Source organism: Thermoplasmata archaeon, assembly GCA_038874435.1.
GTDB lineage: Archaea > Thermoplasmatota > Thermoplasmata > Lutacidiplasmatales > SKW197 > SKW197.
On sequence record JAVZCK010000007.1, the window covers coordinates 46,233 to 69,278 of the forward strand.

A 23,046-nucleotide genomic window follows, 5' to 3' on the forward strand; every position below is an offset into this window, starting at 1 on the left:
AACTCGTGACTTCCCCTATCTTAATATACTCTCTTTCAATACACCTTTTCATGATATGCCCTATTGATTACAGATACGGTCGAGAGGAAATGAAAAGAATTTTTGAAGAAAATTCCCGTCTGGAATACATGTTGCGGGTGGAAGGGGCTCTGGCCTTGGTCCAGGCAGAGTTTGGAAACATTCCCGCCGAGATGGCAGAGAAAATAAATGAAATGGCAACACAAGAGCATGTGAAGATGGAAAGGGTGAAAGAAATTGAGAACCAGATAAAACATGATGTGATGGCGCTGGTTAAGGCACTCTCAGAGGTTTCGGAAGAAGCAGGTAAATATGTGCATCTCGGTGCCACCTCCAATGACATCATTGACACAGCTAATGCCCTCCAGATAAAAGATGGGCTTGAAATAATACTTAAAGGACTTGGAGAACTCAGGCGTGTCCTTCTCGCCATTGCAAAAGAACACAGAAATACTGTGATGATTGGGAGGACACATGGCCAGCATGCTGTGCCCATCACATTTGGCCTGAAAATGGCTGTGTTTGCTACAGAGGTAGCAAGACATGAAGAGAGGATTCGACAAGGCATACCCAGATTCTGTGTTGGAAAACTTCTCGGGGCTGTTGGAACAGGTGCAGCCCTCGGACCAAATGCTCTCAAAATCCAGGAAAAACTGATGGAGAAGCTTGGAATCTGGGCCGAAAATGGGTGTACGCAGGTTGTGGGTCGAGATAGATACATAGAACTTGTCTGTCTTCTCGCCAACATTGCAACCACATGCGAAAAATTTGCAACTGAAATTCGCAACCTTCAACGCACAGAAATCAACGAGGTTTCTGAACATTTTGAGGAAACGCAGGTGGGAAGCTCAACAATGCCTCACAAGAGAAACCCAGTAATGGCTGAGAATATTTGCGGGCTTGCGAGAGTTGTGCGTGCCCTTGTGCTTCCTGCATTTGAGAACAATCTGATGTGGCATGAACGCGACCTCACCAACTCCTCTGCAGAGCGCTTTATAATTCCTCATGCATTCATTCTCTGCGACGACATTATTCACAAAACCATTTCCCTCTTCAGAAAACTGAATGTGAATGCAGAGCAAATGCAGAAAAACATAGAACTCACACAAGGTCTCGTGATGGCTGAGCGTGTAATGATTGAGTTGACAAAGAAGGGCATGGGACGCCAAGAAGCCCACGAACTTGTGAGAAAACTTTCAATGGAAGCGCTATCAGAAAAAAGGCATCTGAGCGATTTACTTGTGGAAAGACAGATTTTTAGCAGAGAAGATGTGGAAAAAATATTTGAGGCAGGGAGTTATGTAGGTGTTGCTCCTGAAATTGTGGACAAAATAATCAAGGAACTTGGTGATTGAGATGGCTAAGAAAAGGAAAAAAGAATTGGAAATTAAGAAGAAAAATCTATGGTCTAATCTAAAGAAGGACGAAATAAAGAAAATAGAAGCAACTGGAGAAAAACTGCTGAGGTTTTTAGAGGCAAAAACAGAACGAGAAGTGGTTGCAAAGGTAAAGGAAATTGCAGAAAAACAGGGTTTTGTGGACATAAACAAGGTCTCAAAAATTGAGCCGGGAATGAAGTTGTTTGCTGTGAACAGAGAGAAAAGCATTGCGTTGATTGTGGTGGGGCGAAAAAAGATTGTGGAGGGGATGAACCTCATCGTGTCCCATACTGATGCACCACGACTTGATTTAAAACAGATGCCGCTAGTTGAAGATGCTGTTGCGGACCTCTGTTTCCTTGACACGCACTACTATGGCGGAATCAAAAACTACCAATGGGTTTCAACACCTCTTGAACTCAGAGGCGTTTTCGTGTTGGGATCAGGGGAGAAGATAGATGTTTCAGTTGGTGAGAAAGATGGAATTTACTTCATGATTCCAGACCTTCCGCCGCATTTAGATGATAATGTCCAGGGCAAGAGAAAACTATTGCCTGGGATAAAAGGGGAGGAACTGAATGTGCTAGCCGGAAGCATTCCGCACGATTCAGATAAGTCCCCACTCAAACTGAATGTGCTCCGCATCCTCAACGAAAAATATGGAATTACGGAGGAAGATTTCGTTTCTGCAGAACTCGAGTTTGTGCCTGCCTGGAAACCCGCATATCTTGGGTTTGACAGGGGGTTGATTGCTGCCTATGGGCTTGATGACAGAGTTTGTGTGTTTGCCTCACTGGAGGCCCTCTTTGGGTTGAAAGTGCCAGATAGAACATGCATTGCCTATGCTGTGGATAAGGAGGAGATTGGGAGCGACACAAACACCTCTGTCACCTCTTTGTTTTTCGAAAACCTAGTAAAAAAATTAATCCAGCTTGAGAAAGGGCATGCTTGCAGCACCGAAGTTCTAGATGCTCTCATCAGAACCAAGGCAATTTCTGCAGATGTGAAGCCAGGTGTGGACCCAATTTACAAAGGTGTTTATGATTCCACAAATGCGGTGTATGTAAATCGTGGAATGTGTTTCACCAGAGGCCCATACCATGGCGGGAAGAAAGGTGCAAATGAAGCAAATGCAGAATTTTTGCACGAAATGAGAGTGATTTTAGACAAAGCGGGAGTTGCCTGGCAGTTCGGAAATTCTGGAAAAATGGATGAAGGTGGGGGTGGCACAGTCGCAAGATATTTAGCCACCAGAGGAATGGATGTAGTGGATGCAGGTGTGCCATTGATTGCAATGCATGCACCTGTGGAGATTGTGGGTAAGGTAGATGTTCATGCCACTGTAAAAGGTTTCAAGGCATTCTTTGAACATCCTTTTTAATGGTTTTTCCAGAATAACATGTAATGCAGATTTCCCCTCTTAGACACTGGTCGCAGGTGGGAAGTCCACATAGTTTGCAGGTTCTGATTGCCTGCTTCTGACAGATGTGGCAAATACCAGTTAGCATGTCAATCTTTTTTCAATTGCTCAGTAATTTCCTTTGCGGAAACATGACCTTCCACACGCATATCAATGCCCTTTACCCCTGCTATTCCCTTGACTTTATTCTTTATGTCAAATGCAATTCTCACGCCCAGAGGACAGAATGGAGAGGAAGGTACGAAAACCAGGTGCACAATTCCATCCTTCACACTTAGATTCTGCACCAGACCCATGTCCATAACGCTTATTCCTGTCTCCGGATCAAGAACTTCATTCAACTGCTTTGCCACTTCAAGTTCCAATTCCTTATCATCCATTTTTTCCACCTTTGTGTTGTTTTTTCAGATACGAAATAAGTAAGAGATAGATAAGGGTTGTTATTTAGAAGACCTATTGTGGACGAGAAAAGGGAAAATAAAACGAATGAAGGGTCTCCTTCCAACCCCTAAATAAATCTATGACTTCGGAAAGTTCATAGAAAGTTTGAATAGAAAAAACCATCTCCATCTAAAATCAACCAGAGGGGATGGCATCTCAACACAGCATGTCTATATTTCGTCCGAACTAAAAAAATTATTGATGACCATTTGACCCGTTGCTTTCCAATATGCGACTATTGCAACGTAAGATATTCTAAATCTGAAATATGTTTATACGTTGCTGGACGCAATAGGTAGCAAAAAATTTGTAACAGCAAGAATTGACGAGAGAGTGTATTATCAATGGCCCTCGTGAACGCCTGCAGGTGAGAGTAACTCGTCCGTAGATTTAAAATCTGCGAGTTTAAACCAATTTCTTTCGTTCCTTTTCATATACTACTTTTCCATTGACTACTTTGGGCCTTATGGGCATGTTGATCACCCACAGGCGCCATAAGGTCCACTGATTTTTTTCTTTTCCTCCCCAAACTTCGTGATCTGTTATATCAGGCGTATTGGTGTTCACGATGTGTGGTGATAATACAACAACACGGCGATTACAGCAAAATATAAATATAATGGGGACATGGGTTTAAATACTATTTAAATCAGGGGGCACGAAAATGGTAAAAATAAAAATAGAAAATGTGGTTGCAAGCACATCACTGGATGGAGACCTCGACCTTCAGAGAATAGCAAATGCACTTGACGGTGCAGAATATGAGCCAGAGCAGTTTCCAGGTCTCATTTATCGGCTCTCAGAGCCAAAAACAGCCACCCTTCTCTTTAGAAGTGGAAAAGTCGTCTGCACGGGTGCAAAGAGCATTGAAGATGTGCGAAAAGCCATTTTTACTGTGGCTGAGCAAATTGAGAAGGCAGGTGTCAGAATCAACAAGAAGCCAGAAATTGAAATCCAGAACATTGTTGCTTCCTCAGACCTTGAACAGGAGATAAACCTGAACGCAATTGCGATAAGTTTGGGGCTTGAGAAGGTAGAGTATGAGCCTGAGCAATTCCCAGGGCTTGTTTACCGTCTGGACAATCCCAAAGTCGTGGTTTTGTTATTTGGTTCAGGGAAACTCGTATGCACGGGTGCAAGGGTGCCTGAGGATGTCGAGCATGCAGTTGAGAAAATAATGGAGGAACTGCGTGCTGTGGATTTGCTGAGATAAAAATGAAAATTCCAATTCTGGACGACCACATCCATCTTTCTTCTGCTGGAGGCAATGTAGAATCTGTAAAGCGGTTTGAGAAGGCAGGAGGAACCCATTGCATTGTTGTAAATATGCCTTATGCGGGCATGGAAGCAGTGAGGAACGGTAATTTCAAAGCCCAGTATGAAGAAACACTCCGACTTTGTGAACTCGTGAATGCAAATACAAATGTGAAGGCTTTTGCTGTGATTGGGCCTTATCCTGTGGAATTGCTTGCACTTGCTGAAAAGCTAGGATTAGAAAGGGCAAAAGAAATCATGTTGCGGGGTGTGGAAGATGCAGCAACACTGATAAAAGAGGGGAAAGCGATTGGGTTTGGAGAGATTGGGAGACCGCATTTTCCTGTGTCTCAAGAAATTATGCAAATTTCCAACGAGATAATTGAATCTGTTTTTGAGAGAGCGAAAGGACTGGGTTGTGCAGTTGTGCTCCATACTGAGAGAGCCTCAGAACAGCTTTACGAAGAGATTTGCAGCATGGCTGAGAGAACTGGGATTGAGAAAGCAAGGGTGGTGAAGCATTTTGCAAGGGCTGAAACAATTGGTCATGCTGGTGGGCTTACACCATCTGTTCTTGCTGGGAGAGAGGTTCTGAATCCGGGAATCTTCGAAACCCCGAATTTCATGCTGGAAACCGACTTTCTTGACGACCCTGCAAGACCTGGTGCAGTGCTTGATATTACCACGGTGCCTAAGCGTGTGAAACGACTTCTGGAAATAGGCGTGAGCGAGGAAAAGATTTGGAGCATCATGGTGGATGTACCAAAGAAGGTGTATGGGATAGAAATTGTTTAGTCTGTGTTCATGGTTTTCTTCTGCCTTTCTCGCTCTGTGTTTTTCTGGCGAGGATGGGAAGAATGACCATGAGTAAGACTCCGAGATTGGAGAAAACTGAGGTTTCGATTATGGGATACCAGTCGCTTGCACCTGCACCACCGTCAATGGGATAAGCACCTGCTGTGCCCCAGCCATTCCCGTCCCAGTTACTCCAGTAGTTGCCTTCCTGAATTGTGTTGTTATACCATATGTTCCCACCCACACTATCGTATGCCTGGCAGTTGCCAGAAACACCCTTGCCCGCACCGTTGTTGCCAATGAAGTAGTTGTAGTAGATGTAGTTGCCTGTAGAACTGGATGTGATGTACACTCCGTAGTTTGTGTTGTTGCAAATCCAGTTATATGTAATAAGGTTGTTGGATGAAAAAGACAAGTAGATGCCACGGTTGGAGTTACTCGAAACATTGTTGTTTGTGATGTTATTGTTGCTTGAGGAAGACAAGTAGATGCCATAGGGGTTACCAGATACATTGTTATTGATTATGGTATTGTTTGTGCTTGAAGAATACAAATAGATGCCGTATTGTGAACAACCAGAGACAACGTTTCCTCTTACGGTATTGTTGGATGATGTGCGGAGATAGATGCCATTTTTAGCACTATAAAATTTGTTGTTTTCTATAGCGTTATTGTCTGAATAGTATGTGTAAATGCCATTGGTATTTGGAAAGTTAGATGCATAGTTACCTATTATGTTGTTATATTTGGAGTATTCCATGTAGATACCCTCGTAACTGGCACTGATATTGTTGTCTGTTATGTTAGTGTAGTTTGCATTAGACAAGATGATGCAATAATATCCGATGCTGGAAATATAGTTATTCCTTATGTTGTTGAATCTAGCGTTAGAGTATAGATAAATTCCGCTGTACCTACATCCATTGCAACTGCAGTTTTCAATTGTGCCGTTTTGCACATTATTTAGTGCGATGGCGTTACCATTCGTCATACTGTTTCCATCAGTTGCGTTGTATAGATTGCAATTTCGTATCACGAAATACGCATCCGTGTTTTCAATCCAGATGCAATATATCCCACCATTTGCGTCTATTTCCCATCCCTCTATTAAGTAGGGGTCTGCTTGTGTTCCTGAGCCGCCGACGACTCCGTTTACGGGTGTAAATTCACCGTTGTTGGTTATGTGGATAGGTCCCCTTTTGATATGTAAAGGATACCAGTCGCTTGCACCTGCACCACCGTCAATGGGATAGGCACTTGGTGTGCCCCATCCGAGATTATTCCAGTTACTCCAGTAGTTCCCTTCTTTAGATGAATTATTGTACCAGTTGTTGCCACCACAATTATCGTACGCCTGACAATTGCCAGAGATCCCCTTGGTTGCACCATTGTTGCCGATGAAGTTGTTGTGATGAATTGTGTTGTCTATGGAGCCAGATGTGATGTAAACGCCATAGTTTGTGTTATTGCAAATCCAGTTGTAAGTTATACTATTGCTGTTGGAGGCGGACAAGTAAATGCCATAGTTTGTGTTGTTAGAGACAGTGTTGTTTGATATATTGTTGTAGTTACTCGAGGATGCCAAGTGGATGCCGTATTTAGAGTTGTCTGTGGCTTTGTTGTTTGCGATGGTGTTGTTGCTTGAGGAATACAAGTAGATGTCATAGTTAGTATTTCCAGAGGCATTGTTGCTTGTTATGTTGTTGTTGTTTGAAGAGTACAAGAGGATGCCGTGATTAGCGTTGCCAGAGACCGTGTTGTTTGTTATGTTGTTGTAGTTGCTTGAGGAATACAAATAGACGCCGAATTGGTTGTTGTTAGAGGCATTGTTGTTTGTTATGTTATTGTAGTTGCTTGAGGAATACAAGTAGATACCGTATTGGGTGTTGCCATATGCATTGTTGTTTGTTATGTTATTGTATTGAGAAGAACCGTAGAGATAAATCCCACGGTTTGAGTTGTTGCACTTGTTGTTTTCCAGGAAGCCATTTCTCATATTGTTCAATGTGATTCCTGCTCCATAAGGCACACTGCCTGCATTTGTTGCATTGTAAACTGTACAATTTCTTACAACAAAGTAAACATCAGTATTTTCAATCCAGATACAATAAGTGCCTCCTTTAGCATCTATTTCCCAGTCCCCTATAATGTATGGGTCATTTTGTGTCCCAGAACCTCTTATCACTCCATTCTCTGCAGTGAACTCGTTATTGTTGGTTATGTGGATTGGAGTATGCAATCCTGCACTTCGGAGGGGGTACCAGTCACTTGCACCAACACCGCCATCAAGTGGGTAAGCATTTGTAGTGCCCCAGCCTTGCCCATTCCAATTGCTCCAGTAATTGCCTTCCTGGATTGTGTTGTTGTACCATGTGTTTCCACTCACACTATCGTATGCCTGGCATTTGCCATCACTTATGCCTTTACTCGCTCCTTTGTTGCCTATAAAGTTGTTGTGATGGAGAATGTTGGCAATGGCACTGCTGGCAATATAAACACCGTAATTTGCGTTATTGCGAAGCCAATTGTAAGTTAGAATATTGCTTTGGGAGCTATACAGGTAAATACCGTACTGGTTGTTGCTGGAGACATTGTTGTTTGTTATTTTATTGTAGTTGCATGAAGAAAACAAGAGAAGGCCGTGTTGTGTGTTGCCAAAGGCATTGTTGTTTGTTATGTTATTGTAGTTGCTTGAGGAATACAAGTAAATACCGCTGTAGGAGTTGCCAAAGGCATTGTTGTTTGTTATGTTGTTGTAGGTGTTTGAGGAAGACAATTGGATACCGTATTTGTTGCTAGAAACATTGTTGTTTGCGATGTTGTTGTAGCTTGAGGCCTCTATGTAGATGCCATTGTTAGTATTCCCTGAAGCATTGTTGTTTGCGATGTTGTTGTGGCTTGAGGAATACAATAAGATACCCTGATTGGTGTTGCCAAAGGCATTGTTGTTTGTTATGTTGTTGGAGTTACTTGGGGAATATACATAGATGCCGAATTGGTTGTTAGAGGCATTGTTGTTTGTTATGTTATTGTATTGAGAAGAACCGTAGAGATAAATCCCACGGTTTGAGTTGTTGCACCTGTTGTTTTCTATGCATCCATTTGTCACATTGTTCAACGCAATCCCAGCACCTGTAGGAGCACTAGTAGTACTTGTTGCTCTGTAAAGTGTGCAATTGCGCACAACAAAGTATGCTGTTGTGTTCTCCACCCATATTGCGTACGGCCCTCCATTAGCATCAATGTCCCAGCCATCTATTATGTACGGGTCTGCCGATGTGCCAGAGCCACTTACAACTCCATTTGCACCGGTAAATTGGCTGTCGCCATTTATGTGGATTGGTGCATGCGATGTGCCCCTTGTCTCAACATTCGTCTCTATATTCTGCTGTTGAATCTTTCCTGCTCTGTAAGCAAACTCGCTCGCATCTTTTTCGCCAATCCAATTTGTCATCTCAAAGTAGAATTTCGTGTCGGTGTTAAGGCCAGCTAGTGCTGTTCCTGCAACACTGAACTCTATTTTTCCATCGCTCAAACCATGAGCAATGTTTGGATTCTGGATTTCCTCTGACATTACTCCATTCTCCCACTTCCAGACCCTTTCACTTACAACCTGACCATTTCTGCCCTGCAACTCAATCAAATAACCATGGGAAATCATTGCTGGATTGAATGTGTTGATTGTGGAATTCATCAAATCAATGTAAACCCTTGCCACATCCATGCCCAGATTTTCTTTTATCACCACTGGCGTTGGTGGTCCTGGTTGCACTGGTGGTCTGGCACCAAGCACAGGGATTTCGCAGCCAGCAAGCATTGTACCATCCACTGCCATATAGAAGTATGCATTGCTTGCAATTGCACTTGCATACTCCCGCAAATCAATGTTTTTAGTTACATCGCCTGGCACATCAACACCTTTCTGCACACCCTGCCAGTCACCAAATGCACCGTCTATAACAATCCCAGAAGGCAGAGAACCAAAGTATGCTTTGCCACCGTTGCCCACAATTCTGTAGGGCACGTTTGTGTCAACGCTGGAAACTGCAAACGCATACGCATTACCATCACTCAAGCTCTTTGCCTTGCATCTCACAGTAAGTTCTTCGTTCACTGCAATGTCCTTCTTCGGTAAACTCACATTCGCATTTGCCACGCTTATGCTTTCCACATGCACATCCTTACCCTTTGCAATCAATCTTAGCTCGAGCACATCAGCATCTGCATATACCACATCATTGCCAATAAAATTCTGGTAAACCACTAAACTTCCTTCAGTTTTGCTCACCAGCGCCATGCCCCGTTTCTCTGCATAAACACTGCCCTCATAGTGTCGCATCGCAACAAGGCCTATTGGCTCTGTCATTCCTGTAATCTTCGCACTTCCTTCAACAATGTTCCCGCTTTTCTCCACGACCACACCGCCAACACTTTCCCAGGCACTGTAATTCAATTCTGGCTTTATAGATGTACTCCCTTCTTTAAACACTGCCACTGATGAAGTATGAATGTTGCCATTGAATCCGCTAATCTCTATCTTTGCATCTGCTCCTATGTTCTCCACCCTGTAGCCAGTGTTTGGATTCCTGTCCTTGTCGATAAACAGAACAAGGGTATCATAGCCACTGTTTGCACCATTAAACGCAGTGCCAGCAACTTTCACATAGAAATAGCATTTTTCATTGCTATAATAAATGCTGTATTCTGTGATTTTTATGTCTGGGTTTGCAAAGTCCTCACTGTCTTTATAAACCGCAAGCCCCTGCCAATCATCTATGTTTCCATCCACCTTAATTTTTTCTGAAGGAATCGTGAAAAGCCAGAATGCAAAAACTGAGATGGCAATTACCACAACCACAAGTCCCACAACAACCTGTTTTACCCGGCTAACTTTTGCTGGTCTTTGCCTCATGCCAGGTTTCTTCAATCCGTTTACATACCCTGGCTTCCGCTTTCCAAGTCCATTGGTGTAGGCCTCTCTCGCAGTCACACTCTTCTTCAACCCATTTGTAAATGCTTCCCTGCTAACTAGCTCTTTTGTTTTCACTTCTTCTGGCTTTTCCTCAGTAACCTCTTCTGCTTCTACTTCTTCAACAACCTCTGGCTCTACTTCCACTACCTTTGCTTTCTTTCTCTCTTTTCCAATTTCCTTACCTTTTAGCTCCATGTCAAAACTTTTCGAAAGCACATAGAGTTTCTCCTGCTCTATGCTCTTGTCATTTATCACAGCCAGAACCGTGTTGCCGTTCACCGCAGCCATGTCACCAATTTTCTTCAGAAACTTAACAACCTTATCAAAGCCATTTTCAAGGATGAGGGTTTCAATGCAGTCAAGAACCAGCACACCATTCTTATTGTTTTTAAGGAAAATAGCCACTTCCCGCATCAACTCAAATTCCATCCTGCCTGGCTTCACTGCACCTTTCTCTGAGGATTCCGAAATCCACAGCACATCTGACTCAAATTTGTGCATTTTTTTGAGCTTATCAGGAAATGTGGTACTCACACAAAGTCCAGTTGCTCCCTCTGAGAGAAATTCACTGTATAGCTTGTAAATGTAGTTGGGCCTGTTTTCGTAAACAAGGACACTTGAGCCCCTCATATCTTCAAGATTCTCGCTGAGTTCTGCTTCCTCTTCTGGCTCTTCCTCTACCGCTTTCTTTACGACTTTCTTCACTTCTGGCTTCGGTTTTGGTTTTGGCTCATCCTCATCCATGATTACAATGCATTTTGTCTTGCTCACGCCTATCTTTTTGTAAGCGGTCTCATAAAAAAGATTGTCAAGCGAGATAATCCCAATTTTTGCGACAATCCTGTCTGCTTCCCTGCTGTGCTCGATGTCCAGCACACCATTAAAGTGTGGATGAAATGCGGAAACTACTTTTTGTTCATGCGTTGTCTTTGAAATCTTGAACAGAGCACCACCACTGTACTTTTTGATTCTTGCGGTCAGCCCTTGCGAAAATTTAAAAGCGGTTTCGAACCCAAAGACCTTAATCACATTTGATAGAATATCAGAATAAACCCTGAATTGTTTTCCTTCAATTTTTTTCAGAATTTTCGAAATTGCAATCTCCACATTTGTTAAACTCTTCGAGCATTTGTAAATTGCGCCTTTTTCCTCTAGCCCGATTATTCTTTCATTTCTGAAGGAATACCAGTCCACAATGTAGAGCGTTCCATTCTTTTCATGGGTCTCAGCATTAATACCAATTGCACTCATCAGTTTTTTGAAATCTTCTGGAGAACTTTCTGAGAGTACAGCGATACAGATTTCGCCTTTGATGAGTGCCTCTTTTATATACTGTCTTACAAGCAGGTCTGTTTCTAAACCTTCATCTGTTTGCAACAACAGCATATAATTTGAAGGAATGCCTTCCTCAACCAGTTTATTTATGCCTTCAATTTCAATCTTGCCAGTATCCATATTTTGCCCCCCATAACTCCCATATCCTGGTGAGGAAGACAAATCCTCCCCATTATACAGGTGTTTTGAAGTGCAGGTGTCAGCAGTAATAAAGCCCCCATAGTAAATAAATCTTTGCCAATAGACAGAAAAAATTGATGGGAAGAGTATATAATTTAACGCTCACATTGATATTTTCCTCTTACCTCAGCCATATGTTTAACTCTTTTTCTTATTAATTCCATTTTACCAATGTCATGTCTCATAAAAACTTTCCCACGCACAAATTTCAGGGCATTTTCTGCCTTTTGTTCTGCTTGCTCCACTGTTTCTCCGATGCCAACAACTGCAATTGCTCTGGAGGTTGTGGTGTAGACCTTTCCGTTTTCTTCATTCACCATTGCGTAGTAGGGAACACAGCCAGCGTTAACTATTCCTGTTTCGTCCACACTAATTTCTTCATTAGCCAGCGGCTTTATCCCATAGCCCTCAGGCACAATGTACTTGCACACCGTTGCCTTTCTCTCAAAATCTGGTTGGGAGAAACTCTCACCTTTTGCAATTTTCCAGCAAAGTTCTGTAAAGTCAGAGGAAAAGAGCGTGAGCACATTCATCGCCTCAGGGTCTCCGAGCCGACAGTTGAACTCAATCACCTTAACTCCATCTCTCGTTGCCATAAACTGGCCATAAAGAAAACCCCTGTAATTTACTCCTTCCATCTTAAGTGTTTCCACAGTTTTAACAATTATCTCCTTTGCCATGGTCAAGTCATCTGCACTTAAAAATGGCAATGAAAAATCCTCGCAAGAATAAGAACCCATGCCTCCAGTGTTTGGGCCTGCATCACCTTCTAGCAATCTTTTGTGGTCCTGCACAAGCGGCGAAAAGCAAACAGATTTCTCGTTCACAAATGCCTGGAGCGTGAACTCCTCTCCCTCAACCTTTTCCTCAACAAGCAAGCTCTGGCTTTGACCAATCTTTTTCTCAATTATCTCTTTTGCATAATTTTTCGCATCCTCAATCGTGTGCAAATGCTCACCCATCACCTTCACTCCTTTGCCACCTGTCAACCCAATGGGCTTTATCACGATATTTCCGTTCAGTTCATTAAATGCAGTTTCAAACGCCTCGACAGATTCCACCAATCTGTAATCCACACAACCAGGTATTTTGTGCTTTTTCATCAATTCTCTTGCAAACAATTTGGAGCCCTCGATTCTAGCGCCAGATTGAACAGGTCCAACACATGGAATTCCATGCTGCTGGAGGGCATCTGCAAGTCCATGTACAAGTGGGTCTTCAGGGCCACAGACTGCAAAATCTACTGTATTCTGTTTTCCGAATTCTACCACAGTGTTCAAATCGGTTTCTTGCACAATTCTCACTTTTTCGGAGATTCTGATGATGCCGGGGTTTTTGTTTCGCATTGCTGCAAAAATTTTTGCACCTGTGCGATGAAGAGCACTGGCAATCGCATGCTCCCTGCCACCACCACCAATGAGCAGCACTTTCGCTTGCATGGAAAAGAGATAACGGTTGATTATATTAGGTTAACTCCTTCAGTGTTTGTTCCATAATTCAGATATATAAATCATGGGTAAAGAAAGCAGAGGTGATAAACATGCACAAAAAAATTGTAATTGTTGCAACAAGCTTGGTGCTCTGCCTGCTATTTGCAGGAATGTATGGCGTCATGGGTGCGAACGAACGAGAGAGTGCAAGGGTTCTGGATTTGAGGGAGCTGAAATTTCCATCTGGCACAGTAGAATTAGTGAACCTCTCTTTTCATGTGATTGATGGAAAAAACTGGACGCCAATTGCTGGTGCTTCAATAACAGGGAAGCGACTTGGCGATATTTACTACAATGGGACAGTTGGGAATGAGACATGGTATTTCTATGGCGAGACAGATGGAAACGGGAATTTTGCAGTACAGGTAATTCCAGACACATACTACATCTATGTTTATGCAGAGAACTACATGCCAGAAAGCATGAGCATAACTGTTAGCGACGCAAATGCGACATTTTATGTGGAGATTGCACTTGATACAATGCCAGAACCAGATTCAACTGTGAAAGGAAGGGTGTTGGACCAGTCAGATGGAAGCCCTATTGCAAACGCTACTGTGTATGCCTGGTCTGGAATAAGCTCAAATGAAGGTTTCTACTATCCCTACGAAAACACCGCGTTGACAGATGGAAATGGAAACTATGAACTGAATGTGCATAGCGGAATTTTGGTAGTCCACGCATATGCAGAGGGATACTACGAGTATGCCACAACCGTCAATGTGCCTCCGAACACAACGATGCAGATGGACATAGGACTGCTTCCGTTCAAGGAGCCAGAGATTGTGTCTAAAGTGCAGGGAAAGGTTGTTTCTGAACAAGAACCGCTTGTGGGAGCAGTGGTAGAATTTGTGTGCTATTCTGAATACTATGGAGGTATTGATGACTTCATAGGTAATGGTGTGGTGGGCTCAGAGACACCTGGTTACAATGGGAGTTATCCTGGTGCATGGAGGTATTCTGGAGTGACTGATAGCGCAGGAAACTATGCTGTGGATGTGCCTGCGGGCTGGCTTTCCCTCACTGTCTTTGCGGAGGGTTTCTATCCACACTATGAGACAGTTTTTGTTGAGGCAAACACAACGCTCTGGCTGAACATCTCGCTTGAGAAACTACCGGAACCAGATGCATGGATAACAGGCATAGTTTACAATGAACAGGGACAGAAGGTGAAGGGTGCATATGTAAGTGCTTATGCATTGCTGGAAATTGTTGACATACTGCCCTCAAATGGAACTGCAACAACAAATGCCACCTATGGTTACTATGCAGCAAGCACAGTGACAGATGAGAATGGTAAATTCACACTTGCGGTGCCCGCGGGACAGTATGCCCTCTATGCCTACCACGAAACTTATGGTGGCTACAATGGAGTGGTAGAAGTAGAGCAAGGGACAACACTCTCCGTTGAGATTAAACTCACAACAATCACCAACAACACAGTGTTGCCAGGTAATGGGACAGAGGACAGTTATGTGATCTCGCCGCCGAAGGATGCAACGGTAGCACCCAAGTTCACAGGTGAGCAGGAAGTTACGCTTTCCCCTGGCTCAGAACTCCGGCTCAGCATCTCCACATTGTTCACAGTGCCTCAGGGCAAGAGAATTATGTTTGGGGTGAGAGAGACAAAATATATTTCAGCGGTTTACAATTCAGCCAATGGCGAGCTTTTGCTCAAAGCCCCTGAGAACTGGCAGGGCGAGGAAGTGGTTACGCTAGAAGCAACGGATGGCATTACCACGGTGATAGGCACAATACTGGTGAAGATTCTAGGCACCTCACCAGCGAACATTGCTCTATGGTTTACATGCGGAATTCTTGTAGCGATTGCAGTGATTACAGTATTTTGGTACAGGCAGAGAAACGGGAAGCAAAGACAGAAGTTCTGAAATAAAAACCTTTTTTATATTTATTGTGATGTGGTAGTATGTGGGAAGTTACAGCATTTGCGACTGGTGTGATTCTGGTTTTCAGTGTGGTGCTCTTTTTTTTGTCAATAATCACCTACATGCGGGTGAAAAGCAGAAGGCTGCTGATTGTATCTCTCGCCTTCCTATTGTTTTTCGTAAAAGGTATCTGGCTCTCAGTCAGTCAGTTTGTGGTCATCCAGGGCAATGCCCTTGTGTTCCTTTACCTCTTTGACCTCTGCATCCTCTCGCTCCTGGCATTTTCTCTCTTCACCAAGGGATAGGGATGCTTCAGGAACTGGAGGTAAGGCGGAGCATTTTTTCTTTGATTGCGAAAATCCCAGGCATCCATTTCAGGGAACTGCAGAGAAAACTCGGGCTGGAGGTTGGCACACTGGATTATCACCTGAACAGGATGGAGAAGGAGGGATTGATTTACGGTGTTAAGGAGCGGTATTACAAACGGTATTACACAAAGGAAGTTGATGCGAGAGATTTTGAGTTGATGGCAGTTTTGCGCCAGGAAAAACCGAGGAGAATAGTGCTCCACCTTCTGCTCAAGCCTGGCAGCACCCATGCAGAGATTGGAAGAGAACTTAATCTCCCTTTGTCCACAACCACTTTTTATCTGGACTTGCTTCGCAAAAAAGGAGTGGTGAATGCAGTGGAAGGCGAGCGAACCCGATACTTTGTTTCAGAGAAGGAGCGAACAGTGAATGCAATCATCCGCTATCGCCATAGCTTCCTGGACAAACTTGTGGATAGATTTCTGGAGGTGTGGCTGGAGACATCCACCACCTCAGACGAAAATATCTGAAAATCTCACTTCCAGTACTTCTTTGTCTGGGTATACTTTATCTCTGCCCTGATTATTTCCTTGATGAGTTCATCTTCGCTCTCATAACTTCTTGACAGGATTCTGGCTGCAGTGTCGGGCCCGATTCCTCTACCAGCAAGTGCAAGCAGTGCATTTTTTCCATTATCTCTGACAAGATTTGCACAGAGCCACGCACGTTCTATGTTTCGTTTCTCTGCTTTGTTCAACACTTTCAGGTCCTTTTTCGCACCAAAGTATTTTTTGCAGGTCTCAATAATACTTTTCTCCACTTTTCGCATTCCAGCTACCATCACAGAATTACACCGCAGGCAGGAGAGTCGGGTTATGTTTTTCAGTTTATAGGTAAGCGTGGTTCCACATGACATGCAGATGAGCACCATATCTGTGTCCATGAGACGTGTCTTCACGCTATTAATGAGCTGTGCTGAAATCTCGGTCTGCACAAAACCCTGGGTTTCCGCCAACACTCTTTCACAGAAACCAGTGATACGCGGATAGTAAATCACAGTAATTTCCTTCATTGCAATTTTTTCAAGCACGCAAATTGTGGTCTCAATATCCATATGCTCAAAAACGGTTTTTTCCACAGCTTCCTTGAACACAAGTGAGTCACGGTAGGCATCAATGAAACGCTCTATGTTTATCTGGCTATAATCTGCATCACGTTCTATCAAGCCAAACTTCTTTGCCACATTCACAAAAATCCAGCGGAAGTAGGAAATTGCGCCAACACCTTTTTCTATTATTCTTCTCAGCCCTCGTGCATTTGCTGCAAGATTTTCGATTGTCTGTTGCAACTCCCCAATCTCCAGTTGTCTTGGAAGGTCCAGCACAATCCAGTATGGTTCAGCTGAAAATCCAACGCTCTCACCGAGTTTTGCAGTGAGCAGAATGGAGATTGCTCTCGCAAGGGTTTCATTCACCCTTGAGCCAAATGCTGAAGCAATCACGCACTTCTTTCCATGTAAGCACACATGCACTGTAGTATCCAGGGGCAAGCATTCAAGTTTGGAGAGTGCTTCAATTGCCATCTTTCCATTCTCATCAATCTCGCAATCAATGTTTTTTGTTCTAAGGATTCTTCCAGCTTCCATCGCACATTCAAAAGGTACAGGAATTTCCTCGCCAGTCCATAAGGGAGGCATTGCCAAACTCTGGCTCGGTACAACAAATACGGTATCGTCGTGAATCTCCTCCACGAGCCAGACACTGCCTTTAACCGCAAACTCTTTCCCCACTTCAAGATTTTGGACAACAAAGGACTCATCCAGTACTGCAATTATTTTTCTCGTGCTTAAGTCCTGCACCTTGTAAGTTCGCTCATCTGGAATCATTGAAATATTGTTGTAGAAATACTCCCGCCCTCTTCTTGAGCCCTCCACACGCTTCTCTTTTATGAAAATTCTGTGGAATCTTTCAAGTTCATGGAGCACTGCTAGATATTGCTCAGAACTCAGATTTCTGAAAGGATAGGAATTTCTCACGAGTGCATAGAATTCCTCAATCTCAAACGATTTTTCGGCGGTAGCATGGGCCACAATCTGATTTGCCAGCACGGCAAGTGGGTTTTCACGAATTCTTATGCTTTCAATTTTTCCAGCCATCCCCATTTTTGCAAGAACTCCCGCCTCAAGGGCATCAAGTGCATTCTCGCAGATAATTTTTCCCTCAGAGGTTCTTCCAATCCCATGGCCACTTCTTCCAATTCTTTGCAAAAGTCGCCCTACCTGCCTTGGACTGTTATACTGGACCACCATGTCAACATGTCCTATGTCAATTCCGAGTTCAAGCGAGGAGGTGGCAATAATGGCTTTGAGTTCCCCTTTCTTGAACAATTCCTCACTTTCTATTCTCACCTCCTTTGCAAGCGAGCCATGGTGCACTGCAATTTTAATATCTGGGAAAAGATGCTGGATGTGGACGCCCAGAAATTCTGCTGCAGCTCGTGTGTTCACGAAAACAAGAACGCCTTTGTGATGTCCCACTGTTTCCGCAATTTCACGCATTGCTGCCACATTCTCTGGTGTTAGATTTTCCGACTGCCTTTTTCTGTCCTCTTCTTTTACTGCAGGGATACACACTTCTATTTTCAGCTGTTTTTCCATTCCACAGTCAACAATTTCACACGCCCTCTGGTTTCCTGCAAGAAATTTTGCAACTTCCTGTGGTTCTCCAACGGTTGCAGAAAGTCCAATTCGTTGAATTCCATTTCCAAATAATTTTTCTAGGCGTTCTAAGGCAACAGAAAGCTGGTAGCCCCGTTCATTTCCACATAGCTCATGGATTTCGTCAATCACAATGTAGCGAACATTTTTCAAGGCCTTTCTCAGCTTCCTGCCGAGAAAGAGAATCTGGAAGGTTTCGGGTGTGGTGATGAGCAGGTGGGCTGGGTCTTCCGCTTGCTTGCCTCTCTCGTATTGGGTGGTATCTCCGTGCCTCACTGCAACTTTGAGGTGCACTGATTCGCAAAGCACCTGGGTTCTGCGGAGCATGTCCCGATTGAGGGCACGTAATGGTGTGATGTAGATGCACGCAACTGGCTCGTTTTTTTCAGTTAGAATTTTGTGAAGCACTGGTAGAAGCCCTGCTTCTGTTTTTCCAGTTCCAGTGGGTGCAATGAGCAATACATTTTTGCCAGAAAGCACTGCGGGAATGCCTTTCTCCTGCACACTGCTTGGCTCCGTGATGCCTGCAACAGAGATTGCCTTCTGAAGTTCAGGATGCAGCTGCTGGAAAACGCTCATGCGAAAAAGAGATTTATCAAGCAATAAAAAGGTTTGGGAAGAAAAAATAATCTCACTTCTGGAACACAAGAATATCTTCTACACCTATCTTTCCTTCGTCTGCTTTTGAAAGCCCATGCTGAATTACTTCGACCAATGTGAAGCCGGCAGATTTTCCGAGTTCTGCAATTAGCGGCGATGTTTCAATCACTCTCTCTTTCCCATTAACAGTCCAGGAGTGATACTTACTTACAACCATAATGTAATATTTTCCCTTCTTCAGCACTCTGTAGCATTCCTTGAAGGAAGCAATCATCATCTTGAGATAGTTTTCTACTACATTTGCCTTCTGGCATCGTTTTGAGCGTTTTAAAAGGTTAATCAATTTTTTACTCAGCGGTGGAAAGTGTTGCGGTTCATAAGCATATAGGGGAAGGATTTCACCGCATTTTGCTACTTGTAATCGCTTTTCGTAGAGGTTCACAGTTGAATCCCAGACGAGGTCATCTTTGAGCCCCAGGACAAGGATAGGGAAAAGATTGTTTCCAATGTAATCCAGAGCGTCAAAGTAAGGTGGAGAAGTAAGGATGCCATCTATAGAAGCATCCTTAAGCATACTCATATTTGTAGAATCTCCTTTGATTATGCTTACCTTTCCCTTTTTGAGAGATACTCCCAGAATTTTTGCCAATTTCTGGGTCGAATAGAGAACTAGGTATCTATCTTCCACATAACTCTTGAAAGAACCCACAATGTCCCACGCACGAGCTTTGTCAGAATATTCTACAATTTGTTGGCTCAATAACACAAGCAGAAACTTTCGTATCTTCTCATCCTCAACATCTTCAATCATCTTTTTTATGCCAATAACCTTCTCCAAATGTGGCTCAATCTTTTTGTAGCCATTTCGCTCACCTGCATACACCTTAATCTCTTCCTTTATTCTTTCAATTTCTAGTTTCTCATTCTGGCAGAATTCCTCAACTTTCTCAAGACGCTCAAATATTCTTACAATTTCATTTCTCAGTTTTTTCATGTCTAATGCAAGGTTTGTCTTTACTTCTGCTATGAGCTGTCCTATACCAAGAATTTCAATTCCAATAGCATTTATTCCCATCGTCGGCGCATCCGCTATGAAGGCACCGGAGCCAACAAAAGGGTCCAGTATAGTGTCTCCTTCTTTTACCCTGAGCAGATTTATAAGCGCCCTTGAAATTCTTGGGTCTCCCTTGCCTTTATACTTATGTAGATAATGAAGAAACGGCTTTCTGAGGTCTGTGGATGCCCAGTCTACAAAATCTCCGATGTGTTCTTTTCCGAGACCAAAATGAGGTGAGCGATAATGTCCATTTTGCAAATGGAGAAGCAACTGGTTGACTCCATTATCAATGCCTTTCTCCTTTTCTTCAAAGTATTCTTCCCAGTTTTCACTTGCTTTTGGCCTAAATACCGCCTCTGGCAGTTTCTTAACTTCTGTCACATACTCAAAGAGGGTCTGGAATGGAATTATTCTTACAGTCACAAGTTTTTCAGTTGATGTTATGGATTGAACAAATATCTGGATATATGGATTAACAGTATTCTTTCCCTCTACTAAAGATTGTCTAATCTCCTCTATACCTCCTTTTTTTAACATCTCTCTGATCTCCTTTTCTTCAGACCTAAAAATTGCATAAATCTCTCTGAAAAAAGTGGCACATTTTGCTACATCCAATAGATTTATCCCATCAATTTCAGATACAAAACCTTGTACCTCTCCCAGATATGTGAGCCGTGTCATTATGTGCACAACTTCATCATCTAGCAATCTGAATGGTTCCTCTTTAAGTAACGAGGCAATTGTCCTTACTCTCAGTGTCTTTGTATTTAGCAAACTTTCTATTTCTCTCTCTGCGAAATATGTCTCATCTGCATCTCTCAAATCAAACTTAAGTTTGGCGAGAACAAACATTTTCTGCACCTATTTTAAACAAATCACATGGTTTTATTTTGAACTGGAGCATATTGGCTGTAGGTCTCCCTGCATCTCCACCCTTTCTTTGCATTGTAATCCTTCCAATGCGGAGAGAACCATCTCTGGTTATATAGACCTCTCCACCTCCAAAAAAATTCATTGTTGTGTTAATGTCTTTCAATACCCAAGCAGTTATATTCTCCGACTCAAAATGCTTGGTTACGAGCATCCAGTTAGCTGAAAGTCCACCCCTACCCTTCAAGATATCGCTGACCACAAGAATCTTGTTTGCCCTGAAAAAATTTACAATTCTCTCAGCTAGTTCCTTTGGCATTTCATTCAAGAGTACTCTTCGTTCATCTCTTAATTTCACATTTGCTGTTATCTCAGGAGGAGGTCTTATTTCACCTGTAAATAACTTTAGACCATAGGCTACAGTGTCATCAAAATCCCATAGTTGCTGGTAAGTATCCACCCATCTCTTATCCACCTGATTGTATCCAGGAGTGTTTTTGTCTTTTCTGACAGTCACCATTTTTAAAGATAAATTTTCTATTTTCACAATTGCGCCCATCACAATTTTGATTCTTATCTGGGCGTCTGCTTTTTTAAATCGCATCAACTGCTCATAGTCCTCCCTTAGCCCCAGTCGCTCTACATCTTTCCTTTTTAACCTAGTTGGAATATGAATTGCTTCTACAGAATCAATCTGGTTGACATCATATCCCATTATACTTAACCATCGTTTTGCTTCAGCATCGTTCTTCCAGTTATTGAATTTCTCGCAAATTTCTTTTTCGTTTTCAAAACCACCTTTTGCAGTGGCTGAGCCCAGTTCAAATGAGCACATGTTTTTCCCTTTGGGAGAGCATACACAATCGTGGATTTTTAGTTTTTCCTTCCTTCTTTCAAAACTTTTATTTGTTATAATCTAGGTCAAGTAATCTATTCTATCTTACTGGTTATCCTCTCAGCCAACATCTTTTTTCATTCTTTTCAAAAAGCAGGGGCATTTAGTATCATGGCTACATCTTTTCGTAACTTCAAAAAATAACACAGCCAGGTAGTATCTCCTCTCTTTCTTTCCTAAGCATCTATTAACGAACCTAATGTAGGCGCGAATATGTAGGTTTCACTTTTTAACTATCTGCCAAATTAATTAGGAGCTGACGACAAAATATTAACTTTCCATATTCCCTTGCAAAATCACCTCAACATCTTTTCTACAAATTCCTCTATCTGTGCAGAAGAGCCCTCGGTCAACGAGACAAGCGTAGTGGTGCCCTGCTTGTGCTCGGTTTTCGTGGAAATCAGGCCCATGTCAGCAAGATTTTTCAAATACTTCCAGAATTGAGTATGCCCCCGTTTTTTCTCCCCATAAATTTCACACAAACTTTCGTACTGTCTCTCAACCTCTCCAGTGGTCACAGATGAACGATTTTTGGTTGTCTGAGCAACTGCCAGTAATGTAAGTTTCTCATGTTTTTCAAGACCCTTTATTGTTTCCATGTCGATTCCACCTTCTCTTGCTCTTGCAGTTCGCACATCCTCAAATACAATTTCCTTTGCGTTCTTTGCCTCCGCAGCAATCACAGCGTTTTCAAGCAACTCAATTGCATGCCTTGCATCACCAGTTTCACCAGCAATTTCTGCGATAAACTTGAGAATTTCGTCAGAATAACTTCCTTTTACAAGGCATTCCTCTGCTCTTGCAAGGAGAATTTTGTAAAGTTCATCTGGCAAGTACCTCTCAAATCTCACGATGTTTGTTCTTTTAAGAGTGCTCAGAGAAGATGAATCCAGGAATGGGAAAATGTTTATCTGGGAAATGAGCAGGAGCGAGAGCTTTCCTTCCTTCAAAATCCCTTCATTCATTCTTGTTAGATTGTAGACAATGTCTCCTTTCTTCCTGAGGACAGCATCCACTTCATCCAGCACCACCAACAAATGAAGTTTTCGTTCGTTTAACACCCTCCCCAGAATCTCCAGAATGTCCTGCACTGAAAAGCCCCTGTCCGGAAAATCTGGCTGGAAATTTCGAATAAGTCCAATCATCACATTCAATTCTGTCATCTTCTGTCTGCAGTTGAGGTGCACATACTCAAATGTGGTTTTATTTGCAAGACAGTGGCTTTTGAAATCAATGCAGAATTTTTTTGCAGTCACGGTTTTTCCAGTGCCTACTGGCCCTTGGAGAATTGCGTTCTGGGTTGCTCTGCTTGCAATTGTGTGCTGAAAAAGGTTTCTGAGTTCTTCCATCTGGTGTTCTCTGCAGGGCAATCTAGCAGGCACATAATCAAATGAAAGTTTACTGTGGTCTGTGCAGATTTTAGCCATAGA

At 42.9% G+C, this 23,046-nt stretch carries 14 protein-coding genes; 7 read left to right on the forward strand and 7 right to left on the reverse strand.

Annotation, left to right across the window (positions count from 1 at the left end):
- Positions 1-50: 50 nt before the first annotated feature.
- Both purB and QXD64_04185 read left to right on the forward strand, forming a co-directional pair.
- On the forward strand, positions 51-1,373 hold the full coding sequence (purB, locus tag QXD64_04180) for an adenylosuccinate lyase (GenBank protein MEM3396512.1): 1,323 nt from the start codon (positions 51-53) through the stop codon (positions 1,371-1,373).
- Position 1,374: 1 nt separating this feature from the next.
- On the forward strand, positions 1,375-2,778 hold the full coding sequence (locus QXD64_04185) for an aminopeptidase (protein MEM3396513.1): 1,404 nt from the start codon (positions 1,375-1,377) through the stop codon (positions 2,776-2,778).
- 128 nt (positions 2,779-2,906) lie between these two features.
- Here the strand turns inward: QXD64_04185 and QXD64_04190 are convergent, their stop codons facing one another.
- Positions 2,907-3,197, reverse strand: coding sequence for an iron-sulfur cluster assembly protein (locus tag QXD64_04190; protein ID MEM3396514.1), 291 nt, complete (start codon positions 3,195-3,197; stop codon positions 2,907-2,909).
- Between the two features lie 725 nt (positions 3,198-3,922).
- Between QXD64_04190 and QXD64_04195 the strand changes: the two genes are divergently transcribed.
- Positions 3,923-4,471: a TATA-box-binding protein gene (locus QXD64_04195; protein MEM3396515.1), complete on the forward strand. Its 549-nt coding sequence runs from the start codon at positions 3,923-3,925 to the stop codon at positions 4,469-4,471.
- Positions 4,472-4,473: 2 nt separating this feature from the next.
- Positions 4,474-5,307, forward strand: coding sequence for a TatD family hydrolase (locus tag QXD64_04200; GenBank protein MEM3396516.1), 834 nt, complete (start codon positions 4,474-4,476; stop codon positions 5,305-5,307).
- Between the two features lie 7 nt (positions 5,308-5,314).
- On the opposite strand, the gene QXD64_04205 is transcribed toward QXD64_04200, so the two are convergent.
- Together QXD64_04205 and purD are read right to left on the reverse strand one after the other, a co-directional pair.
- Positions 5,315-11,734, reverse strand: coding sequence for a NosD domain-containing protein (locus tag QXD64_04205; GenBank protein MEM3396517.1), 6,420 nt, complete (start codon positions 11,732-11,734; stop codon positions 5,315-5,317).
- A gap of 155 nt (positions 11,735-11,889) precedes the next feature.
- On the reverse strand, positions 11,890-13,233 hold the full coding sequence (purD, locus tag QXD64_04210) for a phosphoribosylamine--glycine ligase (protein ID MEM3396518.1): 1,344 nt from the start codon (positions 13,231-13,233) through the stop codon (positions 11,890-11,892).
- Between the two features lie 101 nt (positions 13,234-13,334).
- On the opposite strand from purD, the gene QXD64_04215 reads away from it, so the two are divergent.
- Genes QXD64_04215 through QXD64_04225 form a run of 3 tightly spaced genes read left to right on the forward strand, consistent with a single transcriptional unit; the run spans position 13,335 to position 16,008 of the window.
- Positions 13,335-15,173, forward strand: a complete 1,839-nt coding sequence (locus QXD64_04215; protein ID MEM3396519.1) for a carboxypeptidase-like regulatory domain-containing protein — start codon at positions 13,335-13,337, stop codon at positions 15,171-15,173.
- Positions 15,174-15,211: 38 nt separating this feature from the next.
- A complete protein-coding gene (locus QXD64_04220; GenBank protein ID MEM3396520.1) occupies positions 15,212-15,475 on the forward strand; it encodes a hypothetical protein in 264 nt (87 codons plus the stop codon).
- A 2-nt stretch (positions 15,476-15,477) separates the two neighbouring features.
- Positions 15,478-16,008 carry a winged helix-turn-helix transcriptional regulator gene (locus QXD64_04225; GenBank protein ID MEM3396521.1) on the forward strand — a complete coding sequence of 177 codons (531 nt, stop codon included), beginning with the start codon at positions 15,478-15,480 and terminating at the stop codon, positions 16,006-16,008.
- Positions 16,009-16,013: 5 nt separating this feature from the next.
- On the opposite strand, the gene QXD64_04230 is transcribed toward QXD64_04225, so the two are convergent.
- The 4 genes from QXD64_04230 to QXD64_04245 all read right to left on the reverse strand — a co-directional run bounded on the left by QXD64_04230 (position 16,014) and on the right by QXD64_04245 (position 23,043).
- Complete coding sequence (locus QXD64_04230; GenBank protein MEM3396522.1) at positions 16,014-18,773, reverse strand: DEAD/DEAH box helicase; 2,760 nt, start codon at positions 18,771-18,773, stop codon at positions 16,014-16,016.
- A gap of 52 nt (positions 18,774-18,825) precedes the next feature.
- Positions 18,826-20,703: a hypothetical protein gene (locus QXD64_04235; protein MEM3396523.1), complete on the reverse strand. Its 1,878-nt coding sequence runs from the start codon at positions 20,701-20,703 to the stop codon at positions 18,826-18,828.
- Complete coding sequence (locus QXD64_04240) at positions 20,681-21,556, reverse strand: type II restriction endonuclease (protein MEM3396524.1); 876 nt, start codon at positions 21,554-21,556, stop codon at positions 20,681-20,683. Before QXD64_04240 ends, QXD64_04235 begins: the two co-directional genes overlap by 23 nt.
- 356 nt (positions 21,557-21,912) lie before the next feature.
- Positions 21,913-23,043 (reverse strand): AAA family ATPase, encoded by a 1,131-nt coding sequence (locus QXD64_04245; GenBank protein MEM3396525.1) that lies wholly within the window; start codon positions 23,041-23,043, stop codon positions 21,913-21,915.
- Positions 23,044-23,046: the final 3 nt, after the last annotated feature.